Annotated in this window: 13 protein-coding genes; 6 read left to right on the top strand and 7 right to left on the bottom strand. The window is 42.7% G+C overall.

All coding sequences use genetic code 11. From position 1 onward, the window contains the following. The first annotated feature begins 127 nt into the window (after positions 1-127). The 3 genes from JMX89_RS02725 to purF all read left to right on the top strand — a co-directional run bounded on the left by JMX89_RS02725 (position 128) and on the right by purF (position 3,547). Complete coding sequence (locus JMX89_RS02725) at positions 128-1,162, top strand: quinone-dependent dihydroorotate dehydrogenase (RefSeq protein ID WP_201531314.1); 1,035 nt, start codon at positions 128-130, stop codon at positions 1,160-1,162. Between the two features lie 98 nt (positions 1,163-1,260). Further along, positions 1,261-1,758 (top strand): CvpA family protein, encoded by a 498-nt coding sequence (locus JMX89_RS02720; protein WP_133104187.1) that lies wholly within the window; start codon positions 1,261-1,263, stop codon positions 1,756-1,758. A 253-nt stretch (positions 1,759-2,011) separates the two neighbouring features. Then, positions 2,012-3,547, top strand: a complete 1,536-nt coding sequence (gene purF, locus JMX89_RS02715; protein ID WP_201531315.1) for an amidophosphoribosyltransferase — start codon at positions 2,012-2,014, stop codon at positions 3,545-3,547. Positions 3,548-3,658: 111 nt separating this feature from the next. Here purF and JMX89_RS02710 read toward each other — a convergent pair whose 3' ends face one another. From JMX89_RS02710 to yajC, 6 genes are all read right to left on the bottom strand, one after another. Then, entirely contained in the window at positions 3,659-4,018 is a 360-nt protein-coding gene (locus JMX89_RS02710; RefSeq protein WP_201531316.1) for an AzlD domain-containing protein, read from the bottom strand. Then, the gene (locus tag JMX89_RS02705; RefSeq protein WP_201531317.1) at positions 4,008-4,739 is read right to left on the bottom strand and encodes an AzlC family ABC transporter permease; all 732 of its coding nucleotides are present in this window, start codon (positions 4,737-4,739) and stop codon (positions 4,008-4,010) included. The genes JMX89_RS02710 and JMX89_RS02705 overlap by 11 nt, the downstream gene beginning before the upstream one ends. Before the next feature lie 109 nt (positions 4,740-4,848). Next, positions 4,849-6,267 (bottom strand): MATE family efflux transporter, encoded by a 1,419-nt coding sequence (locus tag JMX89_RS02700; protein WP_201531319.1) that lies wholly within the window; start codon positions 6,265-6,267, stop codon positions 4,849-4,851. 207 nt (positions 6,268-6,474) lie between these two features. Beyond that, positions 6,475-7,719 carry a protein translocase subunit SecF gene (gene secF, locus JMX89_RS02695; RefSeq protein ID WP_201531321.1) on the bottom strand — a complete coding sequence of 415 codons (1,245 nt, stop codon included), beginning with the start codon at positions 7,717-7,719 and terminating at the stop codon, positions 6,475-6,477. Between the two features lie 9 nt (positions 7,720-7,728). Continuing rightward, positions 7,729-9,606, bottom strand: a complete 1,878-nt coding sequence (gene secD, locus JMX89_RS02690) for a protein translocase subunit SecD (protein WP_201531323.1) — start codon at positions 9,604-9,606, stop codon at positions 7,729-7,731. A 305-nt stretch (positions 9,607-9,911) separates the two neighbouring features. Beyond that, the gene (yajC, locus tag JMX89_RS02685) at positions 9,912-10,238 is read right to left on the bottom strand and encodes a preprotein translocase subunit YajC (protein ID WP_011513446.1); all 327 of its coding nucleotides are present in this window, start codon (positions 10,236-10,238) and stop codon (positions 9,912-9,914) included. Positions 10,239-10,740: 502 nt separating this feature from the next. On the opposite strand from yajC, the gene JMX89_RS02680 reads away from it, so the two are divergent. From JMX89_RS02680 to JMX89_RS02670, 3 genes are all read left to right on the top strand, one after another. Continuing rightward, a complete protein-coding gene (locus tag JMX89_RS02680; protein ID WP_020443314.1) occupies positions 10,741-12,021 on the top strand; it encodes a CNNM domain-containing protein in 1,281 nt (426 codons plus the stop codon). 382 nt (positions 12,022-12,403) lie between these two features. Beyond that, positions 12,404-12,898 (top strand): nuclear transport factor 2 family protein, encoded by a 495-nt coding sequence (locus JMX89_RS02675; RefSeq protein WP_201531325.1) that lies wholly within the window; start codon positions 12,404-12,406, stop codon positions 12,896-12,898. A 175-nt stretch (positions 12,899-13,073) separates the two neighbouring features. Further along, on the top strand, positions 13,074-16,139 hold the full coding sequence (locus JMX89_RS02670) for a LysM peptidoglycan-binding domain-containing protein (protein WP_201531327.1): 3,066 nt from the start codon (positions 13,074-13,076) through the stop codon (positions 16,137-16,139). Between the two features lie 92 nt (positions 16,140-16,231). Here the strand turns inward: JMX89_RS02670 and JMX89_RS02665 are convergent, their stop codons facing one another. Continuing rightward, a complete protein-coding gene (locus tag JMX89_RS02665) occupies positions 16,232-17,440 on the bottom strand; it encodes a transglycosylase SLT domain-containing protein (protein ID WP_011513450.1) in 1,209 nt (402 codons plus the stop codon). Positions 17,441-17,948: the final 508 nt, after the last annotated feature.

The raw sequence follows: 17,948 nt of genomic DNA, 5'->3' as shown, positions 1-17,948 counted from the left end.
TATTCTTTATAGTAAAATTGGCTGATGAAACTTTGGTCTTATTTCGACTAAGCTGATATAATCGCTGCGCTTGAGCACATTGGTTTTCTTTATTCATTTTCACTTTCAAGCAGGGTCTGTCGTTACTATGTCTTATGCCTTACTTCGCCCTTTTTTGTTTAATATGGACCCTGAGCACGCGCATGAAATGACCTTATCTTTATTGGATAAAGCTCATAAAGCGCGTGTTTTAGGTTTGGTTTATGGTCAATCTATGCAGCCAACTGATTGCATGGGCTTGCAGTTCTCTAATCCTGTTGGTCTTGCAGCCGGACTGGATAAAAACGGCGATTATATTGACGCCTTAGCTGAGCTTGGTTTTGGCTTTATCGAAGTAGGTACAGTCACGCCAAAGCCGCAAGCCGGTAATGATAGACCGCGTTTATTTAGACTCAAACAAGCAGACGCCATTATTAACCGTATGGGTTTTAACAATGAAGGTGTCGACTACCTCATTGAAAATGTGCAGCGCTGTAAATACAAAGGCAATATCGGCATTAATATCGGTAAAAACGCTGCAACGCCAGTTGAAAAAGCGGCTGATGACTATGTTTACTGCTTAGAGCGTATTTACCCACATGCTTCCTACATCACTGTCAATATCTCTTCGCCAAATACCGCAAATTTACGTGACCTGCAAAGCGGAGAAGCATTAACTCATTTGTTAGATGCGATCAAAAACCGCCACAGTCAATTGGCAACAGAATACGGTTTTTATGTGCCATTGGTTCTTAAAGTCGCGCCTGATTTAGATCCAATTCAGGTAGATTATATCTCTCAGCAACTGCTGGATTTCGAGATTGATGGTTTGATTGCGACCAATACCACGTTGAGCCGCGTAGGCGTTGAAGATTTGCCCGATGGCGATCAAGCAGGCGGTTTATCAGGTCGTCCGGTCAGCCACATTAGTACGCAGATTTTACAACAATTCTCTGATCAGCTGGATGGTAAAGTGGCATTGATTGGGGTCGGCGGTATCGATAGTGGCGCTAAAGCCGTCAAGAAAATCGAAGCGGGCGCAGATATGGTTCAGCTTTATTCAGGGCTTATTTATAAAGGGCCTGGGCTTGTACAGTCTTGTATACAGTCTATCGGTGGTTATTACGACGCGATGGAAAATTAATTTAAGCTATATGGGTTACATTAAAAGTATGAAGGCTTGTTATCTAATACTTAATTCAACACCTGATACAAAAGATATAAAGTAACGAGGCGGTATACATGAGTGGTTTAGACATTGTGATTGCTGTTGTGGTGCTAATAGGCTTATGGCGCGGCTTTCAAGTGGGTCTGATTAAGACGGCAGTTGGTTTGGTCGGTTGGTTTATCGCTCTTATTGCAGCAAGTCGATTGGCCGCTTCCATAGCACCGCAGTTATCGAGTATCATCCAGAACCCTGTCTTACAGATGGCTGCTGCTTTTTTATTGGTAGTGATTGCGATATTGGCTATCATGCACTTGGTTGCCTTTGTCTTTTCAGGTGTCTTAAAAACTTTACGTTTGGGTGTACTTGATAAGATGGCAGGTGGCCTATTAGGTGCTGCTAAAAATGTGCTGATGGTGTTGGTGATTCTTAGCATTAGTGCGCCACTATTGGTACAAATGCCGCAGTGGCAGACATCCGTACTGGCACCTGAGCTATTACCTTATGCGCCTGTTGGTAAAGCGCTCGTCTCAGATATGTTTGGGATGGCTTGGGATCAGGTCAATCAATCATAAGGGTTGAATAAAAAGCTATTCAACCGCATCTAATATTCGTAAAATACCATCCATCAATTATCAATGCTTAATTATTAGCTTAATCAACAACCGTTTGTGTCATAGATCACTCTCTTCTTAAAAAGATTTTAATCTTAGCAAACATCATCAGCTTGGCGGCATATGATAGGTCACAAACTAAAGCGATTTTATCAGTAGTAATGCCGTTATTGTGTTTTTAATGTGTGGTTCAAATTCAAAATAGGATACAACTATGTGTGGAGTCGTTGGGGTCGCAGCTCATGAGCCGGTCAACCAAATTTTGTATGATGCCTTAACCATGTTGCAGCACCGTGGGCAAGATGCGGCAGGTATTGTGACTTTACAGGATGGACGTTTATATTTACGCAAAGAAAACGGCATGGTACGTGACGTTTTTATGAATCGCCATATGTTAAAGCTGGTCGGTAAGTTTGGTATCGGTCATGTGCGTTATCCAACTGCTGGCACGTCAAGCAGTGCTGAAGCGCAGCCTTTTTATGTCAACTCGCCTTACGGTATCACGCTGGCACATAATGGTAACTTGACCAATGCTGAGAGCTTGGCGAAGTCGCTTTATCAAGAAGATCGTCGTCATCTAAATACCGACTCAGATTCTGAGGTTTTGCTCAATGTGCTGGCACATGAAATGCAAAATCTAGGCAAAACCCATCCAACGCCTGCTGACATCTTTGAAGCAGTGACAGCGGTTTATGGCCGTGTTGAAGGCGCTTATGGCGTAGTCGCTTTGATTACTGGTCATGGTTTGCTAGCATTTCGTGATCCAAACGGTATTCGTCCGCTTATATTTGGTAAGCGCATGGCAGCTAATGGCGGCACAGAATATATGGTGGCATCAGAATCGGTTGCTCTGACCGGTTCAGGTTTTAGTATTGTTCGTGATGTTAAGCCAGGCGAAGCTATATTTATTGATCTGGATCATAAATTGCATACGCATCAGTGCGTTGAGCAAAAAGAATATACACCTTGTATCTTTGAATATGTGTATTTTGCCCGTCCAGATTCTATTATGGACAATATCTCCGTTTATAAATCACGCCTACGTATGGGTGAAAAACTGGCCGATAAAATCCTTGCTGAATGGGGTGAGGATCACGATATCGATGTGGTCATTCCTATCCCTGATACCTCGCGTACCTCAGCGATGGAGCTAGCGCTAAAGATGAATATCAAGTACCGTGAAGGGTTTATGAAAAACCGCTATATCGGTCGCACCTTTATCATGCCAGGTCAGCAGCAGCGCAAAAAGTCAGTGCGTCAAAAGCTTAGTGCGGTACCATTAGAGTTTAAAGGTAAAAACGTACTCTTGGTTGATGATTCTATTGTTCGCGGTACAACCTGCCATGAGATTATCCAAATGGCACGCGATGCAGGCGCGCGCAAGGTATTCTTTGCCAGTGCAGCGCCACCGGTTAAGTATCCAAATGTCTATGGTATTGATATGCCAGTGCGTAGCGAACTTATTGCGTCAGGACATAGCGTTGAAGAAGTACGCGAGATTATCGGTGCTGACCGCTTAATTTTCCAAGATTTGGACGATTTGATTGAAGCGGTCAAAGATACTAAGCATAGTAAAGTTGAAGGTTTTGATTGTGCCGTATTTAATGGCTGCTACATCACTGGTCAAATCAATGAAGCGTATCTTGAGCATCTGCAAGAGCAGCGTAACGACACTGCTAAAAAGGGTAAAAAAGGGGTACAAATAGTCGCTGATACGCCAGTAGATATGATGGGTGTAGAAGAACTTTAAGCCTCTTTATATCTTAAAATAAAGTAAGTAAAAAAAGGCTGGATTCTCAATGAATTCAGCCTTTTTGCTATTAAATTTATTGTCGAAATATATAGTTTTAAGAGTGATTCTTTAGATTAAAAAATCATTAAACAACCATAAAAAGCCATTAATCGCAGTGATACCGACCACCATGCTGACTAGTAATTGACGGCTAATATGATAGACAAACAATACCAATAATAAAGCGCCAATTTGTGCCATTAGTAAATGCATCTCCGCGCTATTGATACCAGTACTTTGTGACAAACCTTGATAAGACAAGCTGGTCAAAATAAGCAGTACCATGACCGATAACGGTAAACTTTCATTTAATCGATGCAGCCAAGGCGTATCCAGTAGCTTTTTGGGTATTAAAGCGGGTAGAGCGCGGGTAATAAAAGTCACTGCTGCCATCGCGAACGTTGCAAAAATCAGATAACTACTGCTCATTACTGCCTCCTTGCACACTGCGCTGCACCCAAACTCCACGGACTAAAATCATAAGCATACAAATCGTAATCGCTACCAATAATAACCAGTTACTGGTAAAAAAAGAGGCGATGACTAAAGCAATGACAGCAATAATAATAGGGAAATAGCGTTTGATACTTTGGAATTGCTCATAAGCTAAAATCGCAAACAGACACACCAAGGCAAAATCCAAATGCGGTACCAAATCACTGAGAGCGCTACCAATCATTACACCAATCGCACCTGCTAATACCCACCAGCTTTGATTGAATAAGCTTACGGGCACTATCAATGCTTGTCGTGATTCATTCGGCAAACTGGTCATCACCGAAAAAGTTTCGTCAGTTAGAGCAAACAAGCAATAGGTCTTGGCTATTTTATTCTTTGGCAGATATTGTAATAACGGCATGCCATAAAAAACATGACGCAAGTTAATAGCAGCAATATTGGTTGCGATATTGCCAATCGGTAATCCAGCACTTAACATTGGTAGGCAGGCATATTGAGCGGCACCCGCATACAACACTACGCTGAGCATAATCGTTGCCCATACTGGTATACCAGCAACTTGCGCAAGCACACCAAAGGCGATGCCCGCTGGCAAATAACCCATGGCGACTGGTAAGCTTTTTTTAAAGCCTTCTCCCCAGTCATAGCCCTGTACCTGAGTTTGATTGATCTCATTTGATTGAGTATTCACGTCACATCCTAGTTTTTACCATTTTTGTTTATTATTAAATTTTAAAGGGAGCTTAATAGTGTAATGCTGATCGGTCAATGGTCAATGGTCAATGGTCAATGGTCAATGGTCAATGGTCAAGTTGGAGTTTTTCATAGCTGCTAGTTTGATGAGCACGGTATAAAAATCCAGCAAGTATCAGCATTCTTAGCAACAATAAACACCATACGCTGAGCCAGATGCCCGTCATAGCCCACTGCTGATAAAGCAACCAACTCAATGGGAAAAAGATAGCCGCTAATATAAGGGCTGCATTGCGAATAATGCTACCTGCTGTTAAACCAAAAAATATCCCATCTAACCAGTAAGCCCCAACCCCGACAAGTGGTAACAGGACAGCATATAAATGATAGTCGTAAGCGAGCGTAAAGACCGGTTCGATATTGGTCATAAACTGTAAATATGTGGGCATGGCAAGCCACCATATCGTACTTAGCAGGATAGCAAGACCGTAGCTCACGATGCCAGTACGCTTCACAATAATGCGAAAGCGCGACCAATCTCGTCGACCTGCTGCTTGTCCACTTAACGTCTCAGCAGAGACTGCCGCCCCGTCAAGGGCAAAGGCTGAGATGCTCAATACTTGTAATAAAATGGCATTGGCAGCAAGTATGACATCGCCGCTTTGAGCAGAGAGTCGAGTAATCCAAGCAAAGCTTAACGTTAAAATAAGCGTACGAATAAAAATATCTTTATTTAGTGAAAATAGCCTAAGCATCTTATCTTTATTAAAATGCTGCGGATCAGCAGTAAATAACGCCTGCCAAGAGATTTTCAAATGTAGACGACTTAACCATAATGCCAATACTACGCCCAGCCAGAAGGCAATCGCTGTACCCAATGCAACACCGACCAAGCCCATATCCATTGCAAAAACAAAAAATAGTGTCAGAATGATATTGAGTATAGCGATAAAACCTTGTTGATATAGCATATAACGGGTCTTGCCTTGACCTGCAAACCAGCCAATAAAAGCAAAGTTCATTAGCTCAGCAATCACACCCCAAAAGCGCACATCTAAATAGGTCTTTGCTGCATCGCCGCTATCAGGATTGGCGGCAAGCGCTTGTAGACCAAAATCAATGAGCCAAGGTTTTACCAGTAGTAAAACGGCACCAATCATAAATGCTAAAACCAAAGCGCGTTGCAAGATGGATAACAGCGGTGATTGCTGACCACGGTTATCTTTTAACTCGCCGTTATGAGCAGTGCTTCTATTATCTAATTGTCCAAGAGCTTGAGCAGAAAGTCCAGATGACGCATATTGCAAAAAGTTAAAACTGACGAGCAATAGTGATAGCAGTTGTACTGCAAGTCCGATACCAGCAAGTTTTGCCGTATCATTCATATTGCCAATAATCGCCGTATCAATGACGCTTTGGAGTGGCATTGCAAGATTTGCCAATAATACTGGCAATGCAATAGCAATAATACGTGCATAGCGAGTATCAATAGGCGGCATAGGACGTGGCGGTAGGATAGATGACATAAGGCAATCGCTTAGATAGGCAGATTAAGAATGCTCATAGGTAGTGCTAAGGATAATAACTTATAGCAGCGCTAAAATTTTTAGGTATTGATTTGATTTTGACCATTATACATAAACAAAAGCACCTAGAGTCTAGGTGCTTTTTTCATGATCACGCTTATCTACTCACTTAATAGAGAATTTACCAAGTGAGCAGGGGTACCATTATCAATCTTGTTCAAACATCTTTGGATCATTGAAAGTCACGATTTCTTCTTCAAACTCAGGTTTTACTTTGACGATAAAGTCATCACGTGACAGACCCATCGCTAGAGGAATCGAGCTTGCAATATAGGTAGAGGAGTAAGTACCAGCAAGTAAACCAATAAACAGTGCCGCTGAGAACCAGAATAAGCCATCACCGCCCAAGAACAGCATTGCTAATACCACTAATAGTACGGTTGAAATGGTCATAATCGTACGGCGTAGTGTCTCTGTTAATGACAAATCAATCGTTTGACGCGGACTGATACCGCGGACACGGCGGAAATTTTCACGGATACGGTCATAGACAACGATGGTATCGTTCAATGAATAACCAATCAATGCCAAGATGGCTGCTAGTACTGTTAAATCGAATGGGAAGCCAAATAAGGCAAAGACACCGATGGTCACGATAGCATCATGGAACAAGGACAATACTGCGCCAAGTGCCAGTTTGAACTGGAAGCGCAGGGCAACATATCCCAGCATACACGCTAGTGCAAGCACAATTGACATGACTGAGCTTAAGTAAACCTCATTACCCACTTGACTACCGATAATATTCACGTTGCTGATTTCAACATCGTTATTAGGTAGCGCTAATGCTTCGCTCAAGCTGGTGTTAAGACCATCGATGTTATCAGATTGAGGCGGCAAACGTATTAGCAGCTCTTGCGAGGTGCCTAGGTACTGCACGACTGCATCATCAAAGCCATTATCTGCCAACGCAGTAACCACATCACCTTGCTCGACAGATTGCTCATAGCGTACATCTGCTGACACGCCACCGGTAAAATCAAGACCAAGGTTTAAGCCATTGACCGCAATTGCAATGATACTACCAATCACCAAAATGATTGATAAAATGCCCATTGGCTTTTCTATCTTCATAAAAGGGATGATACGCTGATCACCAACGGCTTTGATACCGCCTTCGGCATAGGCAGCTGCATCGTCAGCAGCGTCACCCAATGCTAAGTTAGGATCGATAGCAGCAGGCGAGAGTACTTGACTGTCTTTACTAGCGCTTTTGCCACTCCGCGGATTTTTATTAGCTGATTTTTTAGCAGTGGCGTTATTGGTTTGGGTATTGCTGCCTTTGCCATCACGGCGCGGCTTTTTACGGCGACGCGTAGTTGCTTCACTATTTGAGCCATTCGGTTCAGGATTGTTCTGTTTTTCTAGAGGATTGTTATTATCGATTGCCATAGTTTTCTCCTAACCGATGCTCAGACGTTTGATAGATTTACGCTTACCATAAGCAATTTGTATCAGTGCACGGGTTACCAAAATAGCCGTAAACAGCGAGCTGACAATACCAATGGCTAAAGTAATCGCAAAGCCTTTAATCGGACCTGTACCAATCGCAAATAAGATAAAGGCGACCAGTAAGGTTGTGATATTGGCATCGAAAATACTACTATAGGCGCGATCAAAACCTGCCACGATAGCCGATTTCGGTCTCACTCCATTAGCTATCTCCTCGCGAATACGCTCAAAAATCAGAACGTTAGCATCGACCGCCATACCAATGGTCAATACGATACCAGCGATACCCGGTAACGTCAGTGATGAGCCTAAGATGGACATAATAGAGATAATAATAATAACGTTAACTGCTAGAGCAATATTGGCAATCACACCAAACAGACGATAGAAGATAATCATAAACGCAAAGACTAATAAATAACCAACCTGCGTAGAGAATAAGCCTTTATCGATATTTTCCTGACCCAGTGATGGACCAATGGTGCGCTCTTCAACGAAATACATCGGTGCCGCTAACGCGCCTGAGCGTAGTAACAATGCAAGCTCAGCGGCTTCAGCACTACTATCCAGACCAGTAATACGGAAAGATGAGCCTAGTACTGCTTGGATATTTGCACGGTTAATGACTTTTGTTTCAGCATATGGCGTCCGAACTTCAATCGTTTCGCCAGTAACTGGGTCTTCTTCATAAGCGATGCGCTGTTTATTTTCAATAAACAATACTGCCATTTGTTTGCCAACCGCTGTACGGGTAGCATTCTGCATCAGCTTACCACCAGCACTGTCTAAGGTGATACTAACCTCAGGTGAACCACTTTCATCAATACCGGTTTGAGCATTGGTAACTTTATCACCAGTGACAATCGCTTGGCGCTCCAATAATACTGGCGGACCATTAAGGGTTTCAAATGGGAACGCTTCAGTACCGGCAGGTGGAATACCGCCTGTATAGTTTTCGGCACCTTCAGCGACCATACGGAATTCAAGATTGGCCGTACGACCAAGGACGCGTTTTGCCTCAGCAGTATCTTGCACACCTGGTAGCTCAACGACGATACGGCTAGCGCCTTGTGATTGTACCAAAGCTTCTGTTACCCCAAGTTCAGCAATACGATTGCGTAGGGTAGTCAAGTTTTGATTGACCGCGTAGCTGTTGATTTCATCAAGCGTTGCATCGTTATACGCTAAAATCAGGGCAGGGCCTTGCTCATCAATAGAAGATTGCAGGGCAAAGGTGTTACCCATTGAGCTTTGCAAAACGTTTTGGGCACGGTTACGAGTGTCTGTATCGGAAAAATGCAATACCACGCTACGCTTGTCGTTTTTGATACCTTTGACAGCAATGCGCTCAGCTCTTAGATCTCGTCGAATATCGCGACTGGCACTGGTCAGACGTTGTTCGAGCGCCTTGTCCATATCAACTTCTAAGACGAAACGAACGCCGCCACGCAAATCAAGACCAAGTTTCATGGGCTTGGCGCCGATATCACGCAACCACTGCGGCGTTGTCTGCGCTAAGTTCAGTGCGACTACATAGTTCTCACCCAAGTTTTTTCTCAATACTTCCTGAGCTTTGAGCTGATCGACTGGATTGTCAAGACGTACCAATGCGCTGTTACCTTTAAACGTACCATCATGGTAGTTCAAGCCAGCTTCTTTTAACAGGTCTTGTGACTGCGTTAAAATGCCATCAGACAACTGTGTGCCTGCTGCAGCACTGGTAATCTGTACGGCAGGTTCGTCAGGATATAAGTTAGGAGCAGCGTATAGACCGGCAATGATAAGTACGACGGTGATGAGTAGGTATTTCCAAGCGGGATATTGCATAATCACTTCTTTAGGTTGATAAACTACTGGCGACGCAGGCCACAAGTTAGCAGATGGGAAGTTAGCGATAACAATGGTGAGGTGCTTATTTAGCTGCCATAGAAGCCATGATAGTGCACCACTGTGATCATCCGCGATGATAATAAAGCATAAAACGGTAAAGCCAAAAATGACCGTAAATAATGTACGGTCATTTTATAATCATTACAACTGTTAATTGATACTGATACAATAATAGCCAGTCATTATCCTGCTGACTAATTTTAACGATCACATATATCAATTATCAAAGATGTCAATGACGTTTAAACGCTTTCGATAGTACCAGCTGGCAATACTGAAATAACAGAAGCACGTTGTACCTTGATATCTGTATTATTATTTAAGCTTACCACTGCATAATCGCCTTCCAAATGTTTGATACGACCCATCAAACCACCAGCAAATATGATTTCGCTGCCGACTGTCAAAGCACTTACCATAGCGCGATGTTCTTTAGTACGTTTTGATTGTGGACGAATCACCAAAAAGTAAAAAATAGCAAAAAAAGCAACTGGTAATAAGATTTGACCGAACAGTGATGCCGCACCGGCAGTTTCAGCAGCATGAGCGGCTTGGATAAATAACAACATAGTTTCTCTCGACAAGTTATAGATAACAATTAATTTAGACGCATAGTAGCAAAAAATACCAGACTTGGTAACTGTTAATCATAAGCTGGTTATGTTTTTCTTAAGCTAAAGGCATGTTGATAGCGCATTATTTTGCCTATCTGACTTTTTAAGCTGTCTACATTATATAGAAACCATTGACTTATAAAACAAGCCCAATAGTAAATAGTTAACATGCCATCAAGCGAAACCCGTATTTCTCTCATTCGCAAATGTGTCGTGATTATTGAAATATATAGCGATTTATTGTGAAATAAGCGCATCAATGCTACTATCGAAAGCAAATAGTCGCCAGTTTTTAAAGTAAGATTTAAGCCATTGTGCTGAGCGATATGTGCTCATTTATATATCAAAGATCCAGACCATATCAGATAATATTTTCTATCTGCTTGCCTCTGCTCATGATATATTGTGACTTCCTTTTACTTCTTTGTTTAGGTTACCTAACTTGTTCACCTCTTTTATGTCTGTACCTCGTTTACATCGTTCGCGTGCTTGTCGTAAAGACGCCTCTGCCAAACCTCCCCCGACGATGCTTGGCGATACTCGCTTGAGTATCAAATCATTGTTGGCGTTATCTGTCTGGATAACGCTGCTGCTACCGCAAACGGTCTGGGCAGCTGAAGGAGTAGCGGACCCAAGTACAAGCAGTATATTGCTGCTCATACTATATGTACTCGTTGCCATTGGTATCTCATTTATCTGTTCACTGGCAGAGTCAGCACTCCTGACGATGACGCCGTCTTATATCGCTGATGTTCAAGAGCGCAATCCAAAAAAAGCCCATATGTTAAGACGCTTAAAGATTGATAATATCGATCAGTCCTTGGCTGCTATTTTGACCTTGAATACAGTGGCACATACACTAGGCTCGATAGGCGCAGGTGCGCAAGCGACGATTGTATTTGGTAGTGCTTGGTTTGGTTTGTTTTCTGCCATCATGACCCTCGCTATTTTATTCTTATCTGAGATTATTCCAAAGACCTTAGGTACGATGTACTGGCGTCAACTCAGTGGCATGGTTGCCTACTTTGTACGTGGTATTATTCTACTGCTATATCCACTAATTTGGATCTCAGAAAAACTCACCAAGTTGCTGGTACGTGGTAAAGAGCCACAAACCTTTAGCCGTCGCGAATTTGCTGCGCTTGCCAGTATTGGTGAAGAAGCAGGACAAATCGATCCATTAGAGTCGCGTATTATCCGAAACTTACTGGCATTTGGTGCTATTAAGGTTGAAGATATTATGACGCCGCGTTCGGTGATGCTGGCTTTTGAAGAGAATAAAACAGTAGCAGAGTTGCTGGTTGATCGTCCAAAATTGACCTTCTCTAGACTACCGATTTATGATGGTGATTTGGATAATATTACAGGCTTTGTATTAAAAACAGACATGCTATTAGCAAAAGTGAATCATGCCGTACATAAGCCACTGACGCAGTTTAAACGTGACATTACTTTTGTTTTTTCAAAGATGAAATTGTTTGATTTGCTTGAGCTGATGCTGAAAAACCGTATCCATATTGCCATTACGGTCGGTGAATACGGGGAAGTCAAAGGTTTAGTTACTCTAGAAGATGTGTTCGAAACTCTCTTAGGTCTTGAGATTGTCGATGAGATAGATCGCGTTGAAGACATGCAAGCATTGGCACGGCAAATGATGGACAGACGTGTCGAGCGCTTGGGTATGAAGCTGAGTGATGATGAGCATTATGAAGACTATACAGCTGACAGTAAGCAGTAAAAACTTAATCAGTTTTTATTGCGTAAACTACTGATAATTTATCGTATGCTTTTTATAAGATAGCTCATTTATTCAAAAAGCATACTTTACTGAAGTAGTCGCAATAATTACACAGGGTGTCACATGGCTGTGAGAATTAAGTGATAGGCTAAAAGTATCCTAATAAGAGGCTGCTAGAAATCTAATATAAAAGCACTTGTTAGAAATGCCTATCAATAGAAATACTCGTTAATTACTACATCGATTGAAGATACTAGTTCGTCAGTAGTTAAAAGTTCAGGGTATAAGATTTATTGGATATAAATAGCACTCTATAATTAAATCGTAGCTATTTCATTGTCGTTCAATAGTAATGATTATAAAGCCACCATTAAGGAATATCATGAAACAACTATGGGGAAAAGGGCTATTGGCTCTATTGATAAAAGGTGCCAGCTTGGCGGCAATCGTTGCTGCTGTTAGTACCATAACTATCACTGCGCAAGCAGCAACCATGACTGAAGCCTTGGTACAAAACTACGCGACTGCTATGAAGTCTGCCGCTAATAATCGAGATATTAATCAGGTGGCGCGTTTAGTTTCTGATGAGGCATTGATTTCATTGTCAAGAAAAGGCAAGTCTACCAGTTTGGATAAAGAGGCTTATTTAAAACTGCTGCAAAATAGCTGGGGCAATACCTCAAACTATCGCTATGACATCAATGTTGATAACATTGTAATTTCAGGTGAACAAGCAAAAGCCAATGTAACGACCAATGAAAGCTGGGTCAAAGATGGTCAAAAGGTCTCCTTTGTTACTACTTCAAGAGTGACACTGGCTTTGTCTACTGGTGACGCCATACTTTTGCGTGCTGTCTCCCAAGTTACGATCAATTAGTCTTCGTTCAATAATAAAGTCAGCCAATGAGCAGAACCTTTAGCCATCAATGATAGGGCACATTAATTTTTGTGCATTATCTTTTATATTGAGCTGGTCTTTATTTGATATTGCGTACTATACTGTCGATCAACTTTATTTCATCACTTCTCGTTGTTAGGAAACTTCCATTATCATGTCTACTGTGTCATCAAACTATCGCTCATTTATAGCTTTACCATTGACGCTTGCGGTGTCAACTCTTCTTATCAGTGCGTGTAGTAATACATCAGCGGTGAAAAAGACGGGGGCGACTGGCAGCACAGCTGTGGTTAAGCGTCCTACCACGCAAGTTCAGCCAACGGGAAATGCAGATTATTCGACTGCATTTTTGGATGCTGAAAGCTTAGATGAGCTTGCTGATTTATTGGAAGCCACCGACATGACTATGGTTGAGGGCAACAAACTTGCTATTCAACAATATGGTGACTTGTGGAATCGCCTGCGTGCTGGGTATCGGATGAACGGTGGACAGCCGGTTTATAATCAGCGTATTGAAGCACAAAAAGGCTGGTTTACCAGTAGACAGGATTATTTAAACCGTTTAACAGCGCGTGCCAGTCGCTATATTTATCACACAGTAAGAGAGGCAGAGCGTCGCAATATCCCAACCGAGCTGGCTTTGCTACCTGTGATTGAGAGCTCCTACGATCCAAGTGGTACCAGTAGTGCGGCAGCGGCAGGTTTATGGCAGTTTATTCCAAGTACGGGACGTATTTATGGTCTAAATCAAAGCAGTACATATGATGGTCGCCGTGATGTGATTGAGTCAACACGTGCCGCTTATGATTTTCTGACGGCATTGCACAATCAGTTTGGTAGTTGGGAGCTGGCATTAGCCGCTTATAATGCCGGTCCTGGTCGTGTGCAAAAAGCCATTGATGCCAATAGAGCTCAAGGTTTACCTACCGATTATTGGTCACTCAGATTACCGACTGAAACCATGAACTATGTACCACGCTTTTTGGCAGTTGCCGAAATCGTTGCCAAACCTGAAAAATATGGTGTCTATTTACCGGCTATCGCTAACCGTCAGCATTTCCGTAGTGTGCCTGTCAACTATGGCGTAAGCTTAGCCGAAGTATCGCAAGTCACGGGTGTTAGCTACGATGAATTAGAAAGATTAAATACGGCGTTAACCTCAGCACGTATCGATTCATCAGGTCCGCAGCGTATTATTATTCCTAATGATGTCAGTCTGACCACTGATGTGAAGCTGAGCGCTTTGAGGGGTAATGGCAGTAGTAATATTCTCGCTTCTAGCAATGCTGTTACGACGACTACGCCAAGCTACTCTGGGTCAACAACGCCAAGCTATAATAATAAGCCATATACTACCAGCTCATCATTACCGGGTACTGGCAAGGGTCTGGCTGACTATGCTGCCAGTGCAAGCGTCCCGCAGCAAACCACCAGCTATATTCCGCCATCGTCATCAACGACCAGCAGCTCAGTTTATAGCAGCAGTGCGTCAGTGCGTACAGAGCCACCTTTAACCTCAGCAGAAACCAAAAAAATTAATGCTGAGCTGAAAAGTAGTAACAGCTTACCGACCACATCAGCGCAAATCACTCAAAACAATACCATCATTCAAGAGCCGCCGCTAAGTAAAGCGGAGCGTGATTTTATTGCCAATCAAATTCGTATTAATACGCCTGAAACCAATGTCATTAACGCCGATGGTAATATCAATTTATCTGCCGTCCAGACGCAGCAGTCCGTCTTAGAAGCCACGGGACAAGAGAAGAAACTGAGCTTTCCAAAAACCTCAGTTAGTAAGCCAAAACCACAAGGCACACGTACCACTTATACGGTCAAACGCGGTGATACTTTGGCTAACATTGCCAGTCGCTCTGGTGTGAGCTGGCGCGATATTGCCGAATGGAATCAGATGGATGCCAGTGCCAAGCTACTCTCTGGTAGTACTTTATATCTATATAATGCCAAAACTATCGAGCCATTGAGCACTACCAGCAGCACTGTCGCGAGCCAGCCTGAAAGTTATGTGGTACAAGGGGGCGATACGCTTATAGGTACTGCCAATCGCTTTGGTTTATCAGTGACGCAGTTAGCAAGTTATAATAATTTGAGCAGCCGTGCAGACTTATTAAGAGGTCAGAAACTATGGCTTATCCCAGGCAAAGTAACAGCGCCAGTCAGCACTCCTGCCGCGCCATCTACTAAACCGAAGAAGTCATCGACTGCGACCAAAAACTATAAAGTAAAAGCGGGTGATGGCTTGATTGCACTTGCACGTCAATTTAATATAACGACTGAGACATTGGCCAGTCTTAATGATATTGGTACGACAGATTCATTATACGTCGGTCAGACCTTAAAAGTACCTGCCAGTGTAGATTTTACTTCTAACAGTGCGCCTACTGCTACACAGAGCACTGCTAACAGCAATAACACCACAACCAAAGCCAGCAGTTCAAGCTCAGTGCCAACTAGCAATTATAAAGTCAAATCAGGGGATACCTTGATTGGCATTGCTAATAGTGTTGGGGTCAGTGCAGAAGATATTGCTGCCGTAAACAGTAACTTTGATGCTAAGGCGCGTTTGCAACGTGGACAAACGATTAAAGTTCCTGTATCAAAAGAATTGGTTGATCGTCAACTAAATGATGAGGCAGTCAGCTACAAGGTAAAATCAGGCGATACTTTGACGGGTGTTGCTCAGCGTTACAATATTGGCTTGGGTGATTTGGCAGCAGCTAACAATCTCAAGACCAATTCCAACTTGATCTTAGGTCGCACGATTACCATTCCTGCTAAAGGTAGCGTGAGTACTAGTGCGAATGCTGCGGCCAGTAGCAAGAGCAGTAGTTCGGTGAGCACAGAGACGACCAGTAAGGCTGATAGCGCGCCATCTACCAGTAATAGTGGTAAAAAACTCGGCAACACAGAAAGCTATAAGGTTCAGTCTGGCGATGGACTCATTGCTTTAGCACGCCGCTTCGGTGTTTCAGTTGAAGACTTAGCTGCTACCAATGACATTTCGACCAAAGCTCAATTACAACGTGGTCAGACCATCAAAGTGCCGAAAGTAACGGTCAGCTATACGGTTGGCTCAGGAGACAGCTTGATTGGTCTGGCACGTAAATACGACGTTTCAACCAAAGAGCTTGCAGATATGAATGACATTGCAGTCGATACCATGCTGCAACGCGGTCAACGCTTAACGGTGCCTAATCGCTAATCTGTGCATGTTTGAATAAATGTTGTTAATAAAAAAGCTGCTCTTATCAAAGAGCAGCTTTTTTTATGGCAGTATCAATTATCAATATCTGATTAAACCGTGGCGGTTTTTATTGTTTCAAGATAGCTTCTGATATTGCTCACATAATGCATGGCTTGACCATAGCGGCTATTTGACGCTTTATTATCAGACAGATAGGCATATATATTTGCCCAACTTTTATCATCGATACCTTTGGCACTCAATTTACGCTGAATACCTTTAACAGCATTTGGTCCCATATTATAAGCCGCAAGCGCAAACCAAATACGATCCGTTTTTGGCACATCGGCAAAATCAGTTTTCATCTGCTCCAAGTAACGAGCACCGCCGCCGATACTTTGGTAAGGGTCAACACGGTCTGAGACACCCATTGCCTTTGCCGTATTATTAGTCAGCATCATAATACCACGTACTCCGGTCGGAGAGACGGCATTGGCATCCAAGTGCGACTCTTGATAACCCATGGCAACCAAAAGCTCCCAATCATGATTGTAGTTGCGCGCTTGTTCTTCAAACGAAGACTGATAATCAGGCAGCTTTTCTGTCAGTGTGGTCTTGAAATGGTCTTGACTATAGGCATCTTTTAATAAGTCTTGATTATAAAAGGCGGCTAGCTTTTGAGTGTTATCAAGCTTGATGCTATCACATAAAAAATAGCTGGCTTTTTGTGACAATGGATCATTGGCAGAATTAAACGTCCAGCTTACTTTAGGATGCAAGCCATTTTTGGTCAAGCTAGCATCATAACCACAGCTGACATTAATAGAAGACAAATTCAGCTGGCTTTTTAATTGGGTGCTGGCCGTGGTCAATGCCATATCCGCATCGCCTGATTGTAATGCTCTTAGCGCAGCTTCCTCATCAGCATAAGCTTTGAGAGTGACTTTTACCCCAAGCTCATCAGCATAGTTACGCACTAAGTCGTAACCAAATCCATGTTGGAAGCCATCGGTCGCAAAATAAGTGCTATCGCCTGGAACAGCAGCGATGGTCAAGGTCTTCTCCAGCATCACATGGTCATAAGCTGGTACTTGGTTATTCATGGTCGTCAAACTCTCAGCAGGGAGTGAGAGCAGGGCGATGCTTGAGATTTGCGCCAATTTCTTGGTTTTGGCGAAACGAGTCACTTTGATAGATGCAATAGCTGGAACGATGTTACTTTCTGTGTTTAGCAAGCGTTTAGATGGACGCAATATATATGAGATACGGCGTTTAGCCCCTCGCGCAGATGCTTTCGCACGATAAGTAATTCGCTGCATGGATGTCTCCTAATTTTAGCCATCCTACTTACCATAAAAATACGTGCTCATTTATGCCAATATCAGCAGCATAAATAGAGGTGCATTTTAAATACTATAAAATTTACATACTTATTGAGCATATAAATCTCATAACATCTCGTTTAAATGTAGCCGTACAGTCTCAGCTGGCAACCTTATAGCAAGGGGTGTAAAAGCATAAAAAAGCACTTTAATACCAGATTGCTAAAAAAAAGGCTGCAAAACACCGCAAAGGCGCTAAATCAGATGATTCCTTCATCAATGATAGACTTGGCTGTGATTCGAACTATTTAAACGACATTATTTAAAAGACACTTTAAAACATCGGTAAGGTCATGAATAAATTATTGGAAAAACGTGGCGTGAGCAGGATATGCTCAGAGTTGTTACGCTGGTATGGTCAATTAAATACTCTGACTATGTTGAGAGTAAATGGTCACTCATACCGTTTATCCAGCAATAAAGACAAGCAAGTTAATCTGTCTGA

This window comes from Psychrobacter sp. DD43 (genome assembly GCF_904846555.1).
GTDB lineage: Bacteria > Pseudomonadota > Gammaproteobacteria > Pseudomonadales > Moraxellaceae > Psychrobacter > Psychrobacter cryohalolentis.
Note: the sequence above shows the minus strand (reverse complement) of the source record. Positions and strands in the feature narration are given on the sequence as shown.

Bases quoted from the DNA above. Each gene is read 5' to 3' on its own strand.
- JMX89_RS02725 (WP_201531314.1), top strand. From the start codon at position 128: ATGTCTTATGCCTTACTTCGCCCTTTTTTGTTTAATATGGACCCTGAG.
- yajC (WP_011513446.1), bottom strand. From the start codon at position 10,238: ATGTTGTTATTTATCCAAGCCGCTCATGCTGCTGAAACTGCCGGTGCG.
- JMX89_RS02680 (WP_020443314.1), top strand. From the start codon at position 10,741: ATGTCTGTACCTCGTTTACATCGTTCGCGTGCTTGTCGTAAAGACGCC.
- JMX89_RS02670 (WP_201531327.1), top strand. From the start codon at position 13,074: ATGTCTACTGTGTCATCAAACTATCGCTCATTTATAGCTTTACCATTG.
- secD (WP_201531323.1), bottom strand. From the start codon at position 9,606: ATGCAATATCCCGCTTGGAAATACCTACTCATCACCGTCGTACTTATC.
- JMX89_RS02710 (WP_201531316.1), bottom strand. From the start codon at position 4,018: ATGAGCAGTAGTTATCTGATTTTTGCAACGTTCGCGATGGCAGCAGTG.
- secF (WP_201531321.1), bottom strand. From the start codon at position 7,719: ATGGCAATCGATAATAACAATCCTCTAGAAAAACAGAACAATCCTGAA.
- JMX89_RS02675 (WP_201531325.1), top strand. From the start codon at position 12,404: ATGAAACAACTATGGGGAAAAGGGCTATTGGCTCTATTGATAAAAGGT.
- JMX89_RS02665 (WP_011513450.1), bottom strand. From the start codon at position 17,440: ATGCAGCGAATTACTTATCGTGCGAAAGCATCTGCGCGAGGGGCTAAA.
- JMX89_RS02700 (WP_201531319.1), bottom strand. From the start codon at position 6,267: ATGTCATCTATCCTACCGCCACGTCCTATGCCGCCTATTGATACTCGC.
- purF (WP_201531315.1), top strand. From the start codon at position 2,012: ATGTGTGGAGTCGTTGGGGTCGCAGCTCATGAGCCGGTCAACCAAATT.
- JMX89_RS02720 (WP_133104187.1), top strand. From the start codon at position 1,261: ATGAGTGGTTTAGACATTGTGATTGCTGTTGTGGTGCTAATAGGCTTA.